Origin of the sequence: Kocuria sp. CPCC 205263, from assembly GCF_040981075.1 — a bacterium.
Taxonomy (GTDB): Bacteria; Actinomycetota; Actinomycetes; order Actinomycetales; family Micrococcaceae; genus Kocuria; species Kocuria rosea.
The window spans coordinates 39,096-54,679 of record NZ_JAVKPV010000002.1; the positions used below are offsets into that span (position 1 = coordinate 39,096).

Sequence of the window (15,584 nt, forward strand, 5' to 3'; positions counted from 1 at the left end):
ACGGGTCAGGATGCGGCGAACCAGCCGGTCACGGCGGGGGCCGTGTTTTGGTAGACGTGCTTTAGCTCCTGGTACTCGCCCAGGCCGGTGGGGCCGAGCTCGCGCCCGACGCCCGACTGCTTCATCCCGCCCCACTCCGCCTGCGGCAGGTAGGGGTGGAAGTCGTTGATCCAGATCGTGCCGTGGCGCAGCCGGCTCGCCACGCGGTGGGCGCGGCCGGCGTCCGCGGTCCACACGGCCCCGGCGAGGCCGTAGATCGTATCGTTGCCGATCTCGACGGCCTCGTCCTCGGTGCGGAAGGTCTCGACCGTGACGGTGGGGCCGAAGGCCTCGTCGTGCACGCAATCCATCTCGCGGGTGCAGCGGTCGATCACGGTGGGCGGGTAGAAGAAGCCCTGCCCGAGGTCCAGCGACCCGTCGGCGGAGGTCCCGGTGGAGTGCTCGCCGCCGGTGCGGACGCGTGCCCCCTGCTCGCGGGCGCGCTCCACGTACGCGTGCACTTTCTCGCGCTGGGCCGCCGAGATGAGGGGCCCGGTCTCGGCCTGCTCGTCGAAGGGGCCGCCGAGGCGGATCCGCTCGGCCCGGCGGACGAGCTCGTCGACGAAGCGCTCGGCGATCGGCTCCTCGACCACCAGGCGCGCCCCGGCCGAGCAGACCTGCCCGGAGTGCACGAACGCGGCGTTGAGGGCGTTGTCCACGGCGGCGTCGAAGTCGGCGTCCGCGAAGACCACGTTGGGGTTCTTGCCGCCGAGCTCCAGGGCGACCTTCTTCACGGTGGGCGCGGCGGCGGCCGCGATCCGCCGGCCGGTCAGCACGCCGCCGGTGAAGGAGACGAGGTCCACGTCGGGGGAGGAGGACAGCGGCGCGCCCGCCTCGGCGCCGGCGCCCAGCACGAGGTTGGCCACGCCGTCGGGCAGGCCGACCTCCTGGAGGACCTGCATCATCAGGATCGCCGTGTGCGGGGTGAGCTCGGCGGGCTTGAGCACGAAGGTGCACCCGGCGGCGATCGCCGGGGCGATCTTCCACGCGGCCTGGAGCAGCGGGTAGTTCCAGGGCGTGATCAACCCGCACACGCCCACGGGCTCGGTGACGACCTTCGAGACCACGGTGGGGTCCCCGGCGTCGACGACGCGCCCGGCCTGCTCCGCGGCGGCCTTGCCGAAGTACGTGAAGCACGCGGCGATGTCGTCCATGTCGATCTCGGACTCGACCAGCCGCTTGCCGGTGTCGAGGGACTCGGCGCGGGCGAACTCGTCCTTGCGCTCGCGCAGCCGGGCGGCGACCCGCAGCAGCAGGTCCCCGCGCTCCGGGGCCGGCACGGACGACCAGCGGCCGTCGTCGAAGGCGCGGCGGGCCGCGGCGATCGCGCGCTCGGTGTCCTGCGCGGTCGCCTCGGCGACGGTGCCGACCTCGGCGCCGTCGGCGGGGCAGACGATGGTGCGGGTGCCGCCCTCGGCGGCGGCCTGCCACTGGCCGTCGATGAACAAGGTGCTGCTCACGGGTGTGCCTCCTTCGCCGCGGGGATCTGCCCCGTCGGCACGTCGTGGATGTCGGTGGACCAGTCGGGGTGGCCCTGCTCGCCGTCCTGGATGACGGACGGCCCGTCGTGGATGCTCAGGAAGGCCAGGTGCGCCTCCCAGCTGTCGAGGACGTCGTTAATGACCTGCTCGTGGCTCCAGTCCATGACGTCCGTGCCCTGGGAGCCGGTCTCGTTGAAGACCTCCAGGCGGTAGTACAGGTCGGAGTCCGGGTTGGTGCGGAACCCGCCGAAGGCCGGCACGGGCGTGGCCACCGGATAGATCTGGTAGCAGAAGTCCCGGTCCTCGCCCATCCGCACGGTCAGCGTGTGCTCGGACAGGTCCTGGTAGCCGACCACCGAGCTGGTGAGCTCGGCGTCGAGGCCCTGGGCCCGGAACTCCTCGACGACCTCCGCGAGGGCGGGGACGAGCGCCTCGTCCTCGTAGCGGCGCACGGCCTTCGGGCCCGGGAACGAGCCGGTCCGGGAGAGCCGCCGGCGCCAGTGGCTGTCCGGGCCGGGGATGCGGGACGCGGCCGCGGAGCGGCGGGTGGAGCTGCGCCCCTCGCGCTGGGAGCGCTCGGCGCGCAGGGCCTTCCAGAACCCGATCATGACCAGGTACATCACGATCGAGAAGGGCAGGCCGATGATCAGCGTGGCGGCCTGCAGGGTCGGCACCCCGCCCACCAGCAGCATCGCCAGGGTCAGCAGCCCGGTGGCGGCGGCCCAGAAGATGCGCAGCCACTTGGGCCCGTCCTGGGTAGGGTCCTGGATCGTCGAGGTGAACGTCGACATCACGAGCGCGCCCGAGTCGGCGCTCGTGACGTAGAACAGCAGCCCGGCCAGCGAGGCGAGCGCGATGAGCACCGGCGCGCCCGGGTACTGCTCGAGCAGCGAGTAGAACGCCCGCTCGGGGGTGTTCATGGCGGCCTGGCCGAAGGCGTCGTCGCCGCCCGTGACGATCGCCAGGGCGCTGTTGCCGAAGACCGAGACCAGGATGAGGATGAACAGGAACGGCACGGTCAGGGTCGCGATCACGAACTCGCGCAGGGTGCGGCCCCGGGAGATCCGCGCCAGGAACAGGCCGACGAACGGCGCCCAGGCGATCCACCAGGCCCAGAAGAAGAGGGTCCACCCCGCCATCCACTCCGCCGCACCGGTGTAGGCGAACGTCTCCATGGTCATCCCCGGCAGCGAGGAGACGTAGTCGCCGAGGTTCTGCACCGTGGCGTCGAGCAGGAACGAGGTCCGGCCGGCCACGAGCACCCAGACGATCAGCGCCACGGCCATGAGCACGTTGAGCTCGGAGAGCCTGCGGATGCCCTTGTCCACGCCCGAGACGCACGAGGCGGTGGCCATCACCACGGCCACGACGATCAGCCCGATCTGCGCCGCGGTCCCCTCCTCGATCCCGAAGAGCAGGTAGAGGCCGTAGTTGAGCTGCACCACGCCGATGCCCAGCGAGGTGGCCACGCCGAAGATCGTGCCGAGCAGCGCCGCGATGTCCACGACGTCCCCCGTGCGCCCCTGCACCCGCTTGCCGATCAGCGGGTAGAGGGCCGAGCGGATGCTCAGGGGCATGTTCCACCGGTAGGCGAAGTAGCCGAAGGCCATGCCCATCAGCGCATACATCGACCAGCCCGTGACGCCGTAGTGGAACAGCGTCCACACCACGGCCATGCGGGTGGCCTCGGCCGTCCCGCCCTCCCCGGCGGGCGGGCCGTAGTACTGGGTGACCGGCTCGGCCACGGAGAAGAACAGCAGGTCGATGCCGATGCCGGCGGCGAAGAGCATCGCGGTCCAGGTGAACAGGTTGTACTGCGGCTTGGAGTGGTCGGGGCCCATCTTGATGGTCCCCTCGCGGGAGAACGCCACGACCAGGACGAAGACCGTCACCACGGTGGCCGTCAGGACGTAGAACCAGCCCATGTTGGTCGCGATCCAGCCGACCACGGCGTTGATCACCGCGGAGGCCTGGTCGGGGGCGAGGATCGCCCACAGGGAGAACAGGATGATGGTCACGCCCGAGCCGGCGAAGACCGTCCGGTTCACGGCCGGCCGGGAGCGCCCGGCGGGTGGGGTGCCGCTCTCGGACGGTGACTGGTGCAGGGCGGAAGTCATGGGACGAGTCCTCCTGGAAGTGGTGATCCGGGTCGGGGAGCACCCGCCGGGTCCAGCGCGGACCGGGCAGGGGCGGGACGTCGTCGTGCCCGCGGACCGGTGCGGCGGCCGAGGCCCGCGCACCGGGATGCTCAACATCGTGTCACCACCCTTCCGGTTGGTAAAGTTCTTTTTCATGAGCACCTCCTCCCGCGAGCGCATCCTCGACGGCGCCCTCGAGCTGATCCGGGGCGGCGGCACGGTCTCCCTAGCGTCGGCCGCGCGGCAGGTGGGTCTGACCAAGCCCGGGGTGATGTACCACTTCCCCACCAAGGAGGCGCTGATGCTCGCCCTGGTGGACCGGGTGATGGACGGCTGGGACGCGCAGATGGCCCGCCGCCTGCCCGGCCCGCCGGAGCAGGTGCCCGCGGAGGAGCGGCTGCGCGCCTACCTCGACTGGTGCCTGTCCGGGGAGGTCGACGAGACCGACCTCGTGATGCTCACCGACCAGCGGCTGCGCGCGACGCTCAAGGAGCGCTGGGTCGCGCGGGTGGAGCCGTGGGTGGACCTGCCCGAGGACCTGCCCGCCGAGCGCCGGAGCCGGCTGCTGGCCGTGCGGCTGCTCGCCGACGGCGTGTGGTTCGCCGACGCCGCGGGCGTCTTCGCCCCCGACCCGCAGGAGCGGGCCCGGGTCAAGGCGGTCGCCGACGAGCTCCTGGAGGGCTGAGCCGTGCTGCGCCGGCTGCTGCTGCTCGCCGCCGTGCTCGCCGAGGTGGCGGCCACGCTGTCGCTGAAGGCGGCTCTGGACGAACCCGCCTGGTACGTGCTCGTCGTCACCGGCTACCTCGCCGCGTTCACCCTCCTGGCGTCCGTGCTGCGCCGCGGCATGCCGGTGGGGGTCGCCTACGGCGTGTGGGCCGCCCTCGGGGTGATGCTCACCGCCCTGGCGGCGGCCGTGGTCTACGGTGAGCGGCTGAGCCCGGCCGTGCTGGCCGGGATCGTGCTGGTCGTAGCTGGCGTGCTGTGCGTGGAGCTCGGCTCCCGCGGCCCCGCCCGGCGCCGTGCCCCCGAGCCGGAGGAGGCCCCCTGATGGCCTGGCTCTTCCTCAGTGTCTCGATCCTCACCGAGGTCGCCGGGACCCTGTCCCTGCGGATGGCCGCCCGGGGCCGCCCCCGCTGGTACGCCGCCGTGGCCGTCGGCTACCTGGTGGCGTTCACCTGCCTGAGCCTCGTCCTGGCCGAGGGCATGGCGCTGGGCGTCGCCTACGGCATCTGGTCGGCCTCCGGCGTGGCGCTGACGGCGCTGGCCGGCCGGGTCCTGTTCCGCGAGCCGTTCACCTGGGTGACGGCGGCCGGGGTGGCCCTGATCGCCGGCGGAGTGCTCCTCATCGAGCTCGGTGCCCCGCCGGTCTGAGCGGTCCCCGGTTCTGAGCGGTTCCCGGTGCCGGGTCGGGTGCGGCGCACCGCCCCGGGTGGTGCGGCGCCGGATCTCGTGTAGAGTAGTCCGCAGTTGTTGAGGTTCGTTTTTGTCTTTCAAGCAGTTCGGCCCACTCGGGTGCAGCAGTTTTTCTGAGAAGACGTTTTCCATGCATCACAACTGTTTTGTTTCTCGAACGTCGGGAAACGTTCATCTCATGAAGGATCAGGTCTCCCATGACTACCGGTATCGTCAAGTGGTTCAACGCTGACAAGGGCTTCGGCTTCATCACCCCCGAGGACGGCTCCAAGGACGTTTTCGCCCACTTCTCCGCGATCAACTCGAACGGCTTCCGCTCGCTGAACGAGAACGACCGCGTCGAGTTCGAGACCCAGGACGGCCCCAAGGGCCCCCAGGCTGCGAACATCAACGTCATCTCCTAAGGATTTTCCGCGGGCTCCGGCCCGTTGATCCTCCAGAACCGTCGTCGGGCTGAGCCCGGCGGCGGTTCTGTCGTCGTACCCGCCGAGCGGCACCGGGAGGAAGCGCCGTGACCGTTCCCGATCCGCTCCCCGCCGCGGAGGAGCCGGAGGACCCCTTCGTGGTGAACCGTGTCTCCGACGCCGAGCTGGACGTCTCCGTGCCGTTCGAGGTTGAGGCCTCCGAGTGGGATTTCGACGGCTCCGCCGACGAGGCCGGCGGCGGCTGGGGCTCGGCGGGGGACTACGGCCTCGAGTGAGCACCCCGCAGGTCCCACCGGCGCTCCGGACGTCACCGTCCTCCCGCACGACGGAGGCCGCAGCCCAACGGGCTGCGGCCTCCGCGCGCTCCTGTCCGCCGGCTATGCCGACAGCGGGAGGGACGAGGGGTGGAGCTTGAAGAACGGGTGCCGTCCGGTCGCCGCGAGGGCTCCGGGAACGAGGAGCTGGCGGTACTTGGCGCACCATTGCGCTGTACCCTCCGTGTGCTCCGCCGCGGCGGCCAGGTCGTCGGCCTCGGGGCTCAGGTACTCCTGCACGTCCCCGTCGGTCGACGTGAGACGGACGAGGTGCAGATCGGGGAGGGCGGTGACGGTCACGTCGATCCACTCCTCGCGCTGGTCGGTGGTGATGGCTGTTCTTTCTTCGGACATGGTCATGTTTTCTCCTGACGTTCTTGCAGGCATCCGATGGCGTTGCCCGCCGCTTCGTCATCCGATCCACCCGGGAACATCGGGTTGGCGTGCAGCGGGTCGGAGCCCCTCCACGGGCCCGCCGGGGATCGTCGATCTCCGGCCGAGGGCGTGGACGCCGCATCTCGAGAAGCAGGTTCAGGCTACCCCGCGGCTCCGACACCTCGACAGGCGAGTCGTGATTTGTGTCACCGAAACGTAATGCGCGGGGTCGTCGCCTGCGCCGTCCCCGGTCCTGCGGGACCCATTCCAGCACAACGATGTGTCGTCGAGATGTCCGAGCGGTGACGCCCCGGGGAAGGCCTGCGCACAGGGGGGTGGCACCGGTTCCTGCCCGGGCGCCGCGCACGGACACGGTTCGGCCGATGTGGTTCAATGGGGAGAGCTTCAAGAGACCCGGTCGGCAAGCTCCGACTTGACCGGGCACCAACCCCATGTTCACGGGTGGTTCGGATGAGGAAGCGGCTCGCATCGCCGCAGCAGCGGTACCCGGTGCGAGCAAGAGCGCACGAAGGATCCCGGTCATGTCCGACCCCCGCCCCTCCGCCGCCCGCACGGGCGCGTTCATCCAGCACTCCCTCGCTGTCCCGGCCACCGGGGACGGGACCCGCCGCGATCCCGCGCCGAGCGTCCCGGCGATCAGCGTCTCCGCCATGAGCGTCGAGGACTACGCCCGCGTGGTGCAGGTCCGCACCGAGTTCGTGGACTTCCTGCTGGCTCCGGCCCGCGGGGAGTTCGCCGCCGCGGCCTGAGGCCCGCCGCCGTGGACCTCCTCCTGGACCGTTCCGTGCTGCTGGGGGTGCGCACCCCGGAGCGCTGTCCCGAGCTGGCCGAGGTCCTGCGCCGGCACGGCCACCGGCGGCTGTTCCTGCCGGCCACGGTGCTCGGCGAGCTGCTCGCCGAGCGGCCCGACGAGACGCTGTGGGCGGAGCAGCTCGAGCTGCGCTTCCCGGGCCGGGTGCTCCCCGCGGACGCCGCCGTGGCCCGGGCGTGGGGAGCACTGTCCGTGACGGGGGCGGCCGACCCGCTCGCCGGGCTCACCGCGGCCACGGCCCTGGTGCACGGGCTGACCGTGCTGACCGCGGAGCCGGGGCGGTACGCCGGCACCGGGGCGCCCGTGCTGGACGCGTCCCCCGCCCGCCGGTAGCCCTCAGACGGCCCGGCGGTGCCGCCGGCCCCGGCCCTGGGCCGAGAGCGCCACGGCGTGCTCGTAGTGCTCGAGAAGCTGCCCGACCAGCACGTCCCACGTCCGGCCCTGGACCGCCGCGTGCGCCGCGACGCCGAAGGCGGCCCGCTTCGCCTCGTCGCCCAGGAGATCGGCCACGTGCCCGCGCAGCGCCCCGAGGTCGCCCGGGGGATAGAGCCAGCCGGTGCGGGAGCGGTCCACGAGGTCGAGGGGACCGCCCCGGCCGGTCGCGACGACCGGCACCCCCGAGGCCATGGCCTCCTGGATCGTCTGGCAGAACGTCTCGAACTCGCCGGGGTGGACGAACACGTCGAAGGACGCCATGATGCGCGCCAGGTCGGCACCGCTGCGGCGCCCGGTGAAGTGGGCCTGCGGGAGCCGGCGGCGCAGGGCGTCCTCCTCCGGGCCCGAGCCCACGACCACCAGACGGGTGCCGGGCAGGTCCGCGACCGTGGAGAGGTCTTCGACCTGCTTCTCCGGGGCGATCCGGCCCACGTAGCCGACGATCCGCCGGCCGCCGCCGACCTCCTCCCGCCACCGCTCGTCCCGGTGCCGGGGGGAGAAGCGGGCGGTGTCCACCCCGCGCCGCCACAGGTGCACGTCCTGGACGCCGTGCTCGGTGAGCTGCCGGACCGCCGAGGTGGACGGCGCGAGCGTGAGCGTGGCGAGGTTGTGCATGGAGCGCACGTGCCCCCACAGGAGCTGCTCGAGGAACGGGGCCCCGTACTTGGCCGCGTAGCCGGGCACGTCGGTCTGGTAGACCGCCACGCACGGCACCCCGAGCTGCTGGGCCGCCAGGATCGCCCGGCGGCCCAGCACGAACGGGGAGGCCACGTGGACCACGTCCGGCCGGAAGCGCTCCAGCTGCCGCCGCACCCGGGCCACGGTCCCGCCGGCCACCCGCACGGCGGGGTAGCCGGTGAGCGGAACGGCGGGCAGCCGGTGCACCGGCACCCCGTCGAGGTCCTCGACGACCTGCTCCGCCGGGCGCCCGAGCGGCGCGGGGTCGTAGGAGGGCGCCACGACCACGACGTCGTGCCCGCCGGCGACCAGCTGCTCGACGACCCGCAGCACCGAGTGGGTGACTCCGTTGAGGTGGGGGAGGAACTGCTCGGCGACCACGGCGACTCTCATGCTCCCGAGCCTGCCGGGGCCGGGCGACCGGACGGCAAGCGGGGCGTGGCCCGCCGGTGAAGGCGCCGTGAAGCCTCGGCCGGGGTGCCGCCCGGGCGTGGGAGGATGGGCGGTGATGAACTCCCTAGGCCTGTCCTCCCCCGCCGTACGCCCGGACCGCCGGGGTGTGCCCATGCCGCTGTGGCTGCAGGGCGCGCTGGAACTCGGCTCCGTGGCCGTGGTGTCCTATTTGCTGGTCCTGCTGACCGTCCTCATGGTGTGGCTCGCCGACGGCTTCGACACCCTCGGCCTGACCGGCGGGTTCGTGCTCTCCGGTCACGTCTGGCTGCTCGCCCACCTCACCCCGCTCCAGGTGGCCCTGGACCCGGGCGCAGGGCTGCCCGCGACCACCGGGACGCTCAACCTCGTCCCGCTCGGGCTGACCCTCGTGCCGTTCGCGCTCTCCTGGCACGCCGGGAGACGGCTGGCCCGCGCCTGCTGGGAGGGCCAGTTCTGGCAGCCGTACCTCAGCGGCCTGGCCGCCTACTCCGCGTTCAGCGCCGCCGCTGCGCTGCTCTTCAGCGGAGGGCAGGTCTCGGCGAGCCCGGCCGCGGCCGCCGTCTTCCCGCTCGTCCCCGTGGCCCTGGGCGGGTTCGTGGGCGCGTACCGGGCCTCCCGGTCGCTGCCGGGACTGATCGGCGTCAACGCCGCCGCGTGGGTCGAGCGCACGAGCCAGTACTCCCGCTGGGCCGGGTCCTACGTGTGGGCGGTGCTGCGCTCCGGCTTCGTCGCGGCCGTGGCCGGGGTCGGGGCCGGGTCCGCCCTGCTGGCCGCCGCCCTGTTCTGGAACTGGAACGACGTGGTGGGCGTCTACCAGCGGCTCGGCACCGGCGTGCCGGGGGACACCGCGCTGACGGGACTCCAGCTCGGCTACCTGCCCAACCTCGCGGTCTACGCCCTGGCCTGGGCCACGGGCGCGGGCTTCGAGCTCGGCTCGGGCACGCACGCCTCTCCGCTGGGCACCGAGGCCGGGCCCGTGCCGCTGCTCCCGGCGCTCGCCGCGCTGCCGCCCGCCGAGCTCCCGGCCTGGGCGCTCGTGGTGGTCGTGCTGCCGGTCCTGGCCGGCGTCCTCGCCGGCTGGTGGTTCCTGCGCGAGGGGGAGAACCACCTGGACGACTGGATGGCGCTGCGGCTGCCCGCACGCTGGATCACGTACCCGCTCTCGACGCTGCTGACCGGGGTCTTCGTGGGCGCCGTCGCGGGCGTGCTGGTCATGCTGCTGAGCTGGCTCGCGCACGGCTCGCTGGGGCTCGGCCGACTCACGGACGTGGGGCCGGACGGTCCCGCCGTGCTGCTGCTGTTCGGCGCCGAGGTGGCCGTCGGGGCGGCGGTCGGCTGCGTGGTGGGACCGTGGCTCGAGCACGAGCCGCCGTTCGCGCCGCCCCGCGGCGGCGAGGACGGCGAGGACGGGACGCCGGCCGGCCGGCGGGCGGCGCGCCGGCGGCGCCGGGAGGAGACCGCGGCCCGGCGCGCCATGCGCTCGGCCGGCCGGCGGAGGCCGCGGCCCGCACGCGGGCACGGCGCTGACCGGCACGGGACCGAGGGGCACGGCGCCGACGGACCCGGGACCGGCCGCAGCACCGCGGACGGGCACCGGGACGCGGGCCCGTGGGCGGCTCAGGGGCCGGCCGTGGCGGAGACCGGGTCCGCGGAGGCGTTCGACGTGGACGCGGCCGAGGCGCCCGCGGCGTCCTCCGACGCCGGCGCCGCCGGGCCGCCGGAGAGATAGCTCCAGATCCCGTCCTCGAGCTCCTGCTGGCACTGCGCCGCCCCGGAGAGGGTGAGGGTGCCGGCGACACACTCCTGGTAGGCCTCGGCCACCGGCCACAGCGCCAGACGGGCCCCGCCGGTGAGCAGGCTCAGCGCGCCCAGCACGATCGCGGCGACCGCGCTCAGCACCAGCAGCTGGCGCTTGCCGGTCCCGCGGGAGCGCACGAGCGCCGCGACGCCCAGCCCGATCCCGAGGGCGGCCAGCACGACCCCGGCCACGGTCGGCCACAGGGCGGCGCCGACGAGCACCAGGGCGACCGCCGCGCACACCAGCGCGCCCCCTGCCGTGCGGGTCGCGGCGGCGCGTCGTGCGTCCGCGGGGGCTGCCTCGGGGGTCGGGCGGGGAGGGGTCATGCCCTTCACTCTAGGGCACCCCGGGGGCCCCTCCCCGCCCGCCCGACTAGACTCGGGGGCATGCGCATCGTGGTCATGGTCTCCGGCTCCGGCACCAATCTGCAGGCGGTCCTCGACGCCGTCCGGGAGGGCCGGATCGACGTCGAGATCGCCGCCGTGGGCGCGGACAAGCCCTGCACCGGCCTGGAGCGGGCCCGGGAGGCCGGCGTCGAGACGTTCCTCGTCCGGCCCGGCGACCACCCGGACCGGACGCGGTGGAACCGTGCCCTGCAGGAGGCGGTGGCCGCCCGGGAGCCCGACCGGATCGTCTTCGCGGGGTTCATGCGGATCGTGGACGCCGAGTTCGTCGAGGCGTTCGCGGGGCGCATCGTCAACACCCACCCCTCGCTGCTGCCGTCCTTCCCGGGGGCGCACGCGGTGCGGGACGCCCTCGCGCACGGGGTGAAGGTGACCGGCGTCACCGTCCATGAGGTCGTGGCCGACGTCGACGCCGGTCCGATCCTGGCGCAGGCGGCGGTGCCCGTGGAGGAGGGGGACACCGAGGCGCAGCTGCACGAGCGGATCAAGGCCGCCGAGCGCGAGCTGCTCGTGCGCACGCTCGGCGCGGCGGCCCGGCAGGGAGCCCTGCACGACGCCCGGTGAGCAGACCCGGCGAAGGTCCGTAAAATGGTTCCCGGCGGATCCCGCCGGCAACCCCAGACCTCGAACGCTTGGAGAACCTGTGAGCCCCACCCAGCTTGACCGCGTGCCCCTCAAGAGGGCGCTGGTGTCCGTCTACGACAAGACCGGGCTGGAGGGTCTCGCCACGGGGCTGCACCGGGCCGGCGTCGCGATCGTGTCCACCGGCTCGACCGCACGGCGCATCGCCGACCTGGGCGTGCCGGTGACGGAGGTCGCGGAGGTCACCGGGTTCCAGGAGTGCCTGGAGGGGCGGGTCAAGACCCTGCACCCGCGGGTGCACGCGGGCATCCTCGCGGACCGCCGGAAGCAGGACCACATGGACCAGCTCGCCGAGCTGGAGATCGAGCCGTTCGACCTCGTGGTCGTGAACCTGTACCCGTTCGTGGACACCGTGCGCTCCGGCGCGGGCCAGGACGAGGTTGTCGAGCAGATCGACATCGGCGGCCCCTCCATGGTCCGGGCCGCCGCGAAGAACCACGCGGCCGTGTCCGTGGTCGTGGACCCGTCCTCCTACGACGCGGTCGTGGAGGCGGCGGCCTCGGGCGGCTTCGACCTGCGGGCACGCCGCCGGCTGGCCGCCGCGGCGTTCGCGCACACCGCCGCCTACGACACCGCGGTGGCCACCTGGACGGCCCAGCAGTTCGAGCAGGACGAGGACGCCAACTTCTGGCCGCCCTACGCCGGCCTGGCCCTGCAGCGCTCGGCCTCCCTGCGCTACGGCGAGAACCCCCACCAGAAGGGGGCGCTCTACGTGGACGAGGCCGCGTCCCCCGGCATCGCCCAGGCCGACCAGCTGCACGGCAAGGAGATGTCCTACAACAACTACGTGGACGCCGACGCCGCACTGCGCGCCGCCTACGACTTCGACGAGCCGGCCGTGGCCGTGGTCAAGCACAACAACCCCTGCGGGCTGGCCGTGGCCACCCCCGGCGCCGAGGACCCGATCGCCGACGCCCACCGCAAGGCCCACGCGTGCGACCCGCTCTCCGCCTACGGCGGGGTCATCGCCGCGAACCGGACCGTGACCCGGGCGATGGCCGAGACGGTGCAGGACATCTTCACCGAGGTCGTCGTGGCCCCCGGCTTCGAGCCGGCGGCCCTGGAGATCCTGCAGGCCAAGAAGAACATCCGCCTGCTCGAGCTGCCCGAGGGCTTCGAGCGGGACGTCCTCGAGTACCGGCAGATCTCCGGCGGCGCGCTGCTGCAGGTCTCGGACCGGCTCGACGCCGCGGGCGACGATCCCGCCGGCTGGACGCTGGCCGCGGGGGAGCCGGCGGACGAGCGGACGCTCGCCGACCTCGCCTTCGCGTGGACGTCGCTGCGGGCGGTGAAGTCCAACGCGATCCTGCTCGCCGACCGCGGCGCGTCCGTGGGCATCGGCATGGGCCAGGTCAACCGGGTGGACTCCTGCAAGCTCTCCGTGGAGCGGGCCAACGCCCTGGGCGAGGACGGCGCCGAGCGCGCGCGCGGCGCCGTGGCGGCCTCGGACGCGTTCTTCCCGTTCGCGGACGGCCTCCAGGTGCTCCTCGACGCCGGCGTGCGCGCCGTGGTCCAGCCCGGCGGCTCGATCCGGGACGAGGAGGTCGTGGCCGCGGCCGAGGCCGCCGGCGTGACGATGTACTTCACCGGGGCGCGGCACTTCTTCCACTGAGCCGTCTTCCGGGGCCGCCTCCGGGCAGGCGGCCCCGGGTGGCATGCCCCCCGCACGGCAACGGCCGCACTCCCCGTGGGAGTGCGGCCGCTGCCGTGCGTGCTGCCCGTGCCGGAGCGCGCGGGCGACCCGCGCGCTCAGCTCACGCGCTGAGCGAGGAGAGGACCCGGTTGAAGGTCTCCGAGGGGCGCATCACCGAGAACGTCTTGGCGTCGTCCGGGCGGTAGTAGCCGCCGATGTCGGCGGGACGACCCTGCACGGAGAGCAGCTCCTCGTTGATCGCGTCCTCGTTGGCCGCCAGCTGCTCCGCCACGGAGGCGAAGGCCTGGGCCAGCTCGGCGTCCTCGTCCTGGCGGGCCAGCTCCTGGGCCCAGTACAGGGCCAGGTAGAAGTGGCTGCCGCGGTTGTCGATCTCGCCGGCCTTCCGGCTCGGGGACTTGTTCTCCTCGAGGAACGTGCCCGTGGCCCGGTCGAGGGTCTCGCCGAGGATCCGGGCGCGCTCGTTGTCGGCCGTGGTCGCCAGGTGGTCGAGGCTCGCGGCGAGGGCCAGGAACTCCCCGAGGCTGTCCCAGCGCAGGTGGTTCTCCTCCACCAGCTGCTGGACGTGCTTCGGCGCGGACCCGCCGGCGCCGGTCTCGAAGAGCCCGCCGCCGTTGATGAGCGGGACCACCGAGAGCATCTTCGCGGAGGTGCCCAGCTCGAGGATCGGGAACAGGTCCGTCAGGTAGTCGCGCAGCACGTTGCCGGTGACCGAGATGGTGTCCTCTCCGCGGCGGATCCGCTCGATCGAGAACGCGGTGGCCTCCTCGGGGGACATGATCTCGATCTGCAGGCCCTCGGTGTCGTGCTCGGTCAGGTACTGCTCGACCTTGGCGATGAGGTTGGTGTCGTGGGCGCGGGTGCGGTCCAGCCAGAACACGGCCGGCGTCGCGGAGGCCCGCGCGCGGGTCACGGCGAGCTTGACCCAGTCGCGGATCGCGACGTCCTTCGTCTGGCACGCCCGCCAGATGTCCCCGGGGGAGACCTCATGCTCGATGAGCACGGAGCCGGAGGAGTCGACGACCTGGACGGTGCCCTGCACAGGGATCTCGAAAGTCTTGTCGTGGGAGCCGTACTCCTCCGCCTTCATCGCCATGAGGCCGACGTTGGGCACGGAGCCCATGGTGGTCGGGTCGAACGCGCCGTGGGCGCGGCAGTCGTCGATGACCACCTGGTAGACCCCGGCGTAGGAGCTGTCCGGCAGCACCGCGAGGGTGTCCGCCTCCTCGCCCTCGGGGCCCCACATGTGCCCGGAGGTGCGGATCATGGCCGGCATCGACGCGTCGACGATGACGTCGGAGGGCACGTGCAGGTTCGTGATGCCCTTGTCGGAGTTCACCATGGCGAGCTTCGGGCCCTCGGCGAGGCCCTTGTCGATCGCGGTCCGCACGTCGTCGCGCACGTCGGCCGGCAGGGCGTCGAGGCCGTTGAGGATCGCCGCGAGCCCGTTGGCGGGGGAGAGGCCCGCCTTCTCGAGGGCCGCGCCGTGGGCGGCGAAGAGCTCCGGGAAGAACGCCTCGATGACGTGGCCGAAGATGATCGGGTCGGAGACCTTCATCATGGTGGCCTTCAGATGCACCGAGAGCAGGACGTCCTCCCGCTTGGCGCGCTCGACCTGCTCCGCGAGGAACGCGTCCAGGGCGGCTGCGCGCATCACGGTGCCGTCGATGACCTCGCCGGCCAGCACGGGGACGGACTCCTTGAGCACCGTGGTGCTGCCGTCCTCGGCCACCAGGCGGATCGTCAGGGTGTCGTCGCCGTCCATGACCACGGACTTCTCGTTGTCCCGGAAGTCGTCGGCGTCCATCGTGGCGACGTTCGTCCTCGACTCCGCCGTCCACTCGCCCATGCGGTGCGGGTTCTTGCGGACGTAGTTCTTGACCGAGGCGGGGGCGCGGCGGTCCGAGTTGCCCTCGCGCAGCACCGGGTTGACCGCGGAGCCCTTGATCTTGTCGTAGCGGGCCCGGGTCTCCTTCTCCTCCTCGGTGCGGGGCTCGTCCGGGTAGTCGGGGAGGGCGACGCCCTGCTCCTGCAGCTCCTTGACCGCGGCCTTCAGCTGCGGGACGGAGGCGGAGATGTTGGGCAGCTTGATGATGTTGGCCTCGGGCTTCTTGGCCAGCTCGCCGAGCTCGGCGAGGGCGTCGTCCACCCGCTGCTCCTCGGGGAGGCGGTCGCCGAACGCGGCGATGATGCGCCCGGCCAGGGAGATGTCGCGGGTCTCCACCTCGACGCCGGCGGTCGAGGCGTAGGCGTCGATGATCGGCTTGAAGGAGTAGGTGGCGAGCAGGGGCGCCTCGTCGGTGCGGGTGTAGATGATCTTGGCCATGTGCGGGCTGTCTCCCAGGATGTCGTCGGATCGGTGGTGGTGCTTCCTGGTGCCAAGATACCCGAGGCGGCGCCCCGCCCGCTGGCCGGGCCCGCCGTCCGGCCGGAGGGCGCGGGCGGCCATGGCACGGCGGCGGGCCCGTTCCCCGCGGGGAACGGGCCCGTGGCCGTGGGGCCCCGTCCGGGGCGTGCCGGTGCCGGG

16 protein-coding genes and 1 riboswitch are annotated in these 15,584 nt (G+C 73.0%); of the genes, 10 read left to right on the plus strand and 6 right to left on the minus strand.

The features are described from left to right. Positions 1-5: 5 nt before the first annotated feature. Complete coding sequence (locus RF647_RS02620; protein WP_368810380.1) at positions 6-1,499, minus strand: aldehyde dehydrogenase family protein; 1,494 nt, start codon at positions 1,497-1,499, stop codon at positions 6-8. After that, complete coding sequence (gene betT / locus RF647_RS02625) at positions 1,496-3,637, minus strand: choline BCCT transporter BetT (protein ID WP_368810381.1); 2,142 nt, start codon at positions 3,635-3,637, stop codon at positions 1,496-1,498. Before betT ends, RF647_RS02620 begins: the two co-directional genes overlap by 4 nt. 175 nt (positions 3,638-3,812) lie before the next feature. Here betT and RF647_RS02630 point away from each other — a divergent pair, with 175 nt between their 5' ends. The 5 genes from RF647_RS02630 to RF647_RS02650 all read left to right on the plus strand — a co-directional run bounded on the left by RF647_RS02630 (position 3,813) and on the right by RF647_RS02650 (position 5,771). Further along, positions 3,813-4,343: a TetR/AcrR family transcriptional regulator gene (locus tag RF647_RS02630; RefSeq protein ID WP_368810382.1), complete on the plus strand. Its 531-nt coding sequence runs from the start codon at positions 3,813-3,815 to the stop codon at positions 4,341-4,343. Positions 4,344-4,346: 3 nt separating this feature from the next. After that, entirely contained in the window at positions 4,347-4,706 is a 360-nt protein-coding gene (locus tag RF647_RS02635) for a multidrug efflux SMR transporter (RefSeq protein ID WP_368810383.1), read from the plus strand. Further along, entirely contained in the window at positions 4,706-5,029 is a 324-nt protein-coding gene (locus tag RF647_RS02640) for a multidrug efflux SMR transporter (RefSeq protein ID WP_368810384.1), read from the plus strand. Before RF647_RS02635 ends, RF647_RS02640 begins: the two co-directional genes overlap by 1 nt. A gap of 239 nt (positions 5,030-5,268) precedes the next feature. Continuing rightward, positions 5,269-5,475 (plus strand): cold-shock protein, encoded by a 207-nt coding sequence (locus tag RF647_RS02645; RefSeq protein ID WP_017832155.1) that lies wholly within the window; start codon positions 5,269-5,271, stop codon positions 5,473-5,475. A 107-nt stretch (positions 5,476-5,582) separates the two neighbouring features. Further along, on the plus strand, positions 5,583-5,771 hold the full coding sequence (locus RF647_RS02650; RefSeq protein ID WP_368810385.1) for a hypothetical protein: 189 nt from the start codon (positions 5,583-5,585) through the stop codon (positions 5,769-5,771). A 102-nt stretch (positions 5,772-5,873) separates the two neighbouring features. Here the strand turns inward: RF647_RS02650 and RF647_RS02655 are convergent, their stop codons facing one another. Further along, entirely contained in the window at positions 5,874-6,170 is a 297-nt protein-coding gene (locus tag RF647_RS02655; protein WP_017832157.1) for a hypothetical protein, read from the minus strand. A 418-nt stretch (positions 6,171-6,588) separates the two neighbouring features. After that, a riboswitch (SAM riboswitch) is annotated at positions 6,589-6,714 on the plus strand. 13 nt (positions 6,715-6,727) lie between these two features. On the opposite strand from RF647_RS02655, the gene RF647_RS02660 reads away from it, so the two are divergent. Next, positions 6,728-6,955 (plus strand): hypothetical protein, encoded by a 228-nt coding sequence (locus RF647_RS02660; protein ID WP_368810386.1) that lies wholly within the window; start codon positions 6,728-6,730, stop codon positions 6,953-6,955. An 11-nt stretch (positions 6,956-6,966) separates the two neighbouring features. Then, positions 6,967-7,350, plus strand: coding sequence for a PIN domain-containing protein (locus RF647_RS02665; RefSeq protein ID WP_368810387.1), 384 nt, complete (start codon positions 6,967-6,969; stop codon positions 7,348-7,350). Between the two features lie 3 nt (positions 7,351-7,353). Here the strand turns inward: RF647_RS02665 and RF647_RS02670 are convergent, their stop codons facing one another. After that, positions 7,354-8,523: a glycosyltransferase family 4 protein gene (locus RF647_RS02670; RefSeq protein ID WP_368810388.1), complete on the minus strand. Its 1,170-nt coding sequence runs from the start codon at positions 8,521-8,523 to the stop codon at positions 7,354-7,356. Between the two features lie 115 nt (positions 8,524-8,638). On the opposite strand from RF647_RS02670, the gene RF647_RS02675 reads away from it, so the two are divergent. Next, a complete protein-coding gene (locus RF647_RS02675) occupies positions 8,639-10,291 on the plus strand; it encodes a DUF6350 family protein (RefSeq protein WP_368810389.1) in 1,653 nt (550 codons plus the stop codon). Here RF647_RS02675 and RF647_RS02680 read toward each other — a convergent pair. Next, a complete protein-coding gene (locus RF647_RS02680; protein ID WP_368810390.1) occupies positions 10,180-10,686 on the minus strand; it encodes a hypothetical protein in 507 nt (168 codons plus the stop codon). The genes RF647_RS02675 and RF647_RS02680 overlap by 112 nt on opposite strands. Positions 10,687-10,746: 60 nt before the next feature. On the opposite strand from RF647_RS02680, the gene purN reads away from it, so the two are divergent. Then, complete coding sequence (gene purN / locus RF647_RS02685; protein WP_017832163.1) at positions 10,747-11,328, plus strand: phosphoribosylglycinamide formyltransferase; 582 nt, start codon at positions 10,747-10,749, stop codon at positions 11,326-11,328. Between the two features lie 79 nt (positions 11,329-11,407). Further along, positions 11,408-13,018, plus strand: a complete 1,611-nt coding sequence (gene purH, locus RF647_RS02690) for a bifunctional phosphoribosylaminoimidazolecarboxamide formyltransferase/IMP cyclohydrolase (RefSeq protein WP_031282321.1) — start codon at positions 11,408-11,410, stop codon at positions 13,016-13,018. Between the two features lie 142 nt (positions 13,019-13,160). Here purH and RF647_RS02695 read toward each other — a convergent pair whose 3' ends face one another. Further along, entirely contained in the window at positions 13,161-15,383 is a 2,223-nt protein-coding gene (locus RF647_RS02695) for an NADP-dependent isocitrate dehydrogenase (RefSeq protein ID WP_368810391.1), read from the minus strand. Between the last annotated feature and the right edge of the window lie 201 nt (positions 15,384-15,584).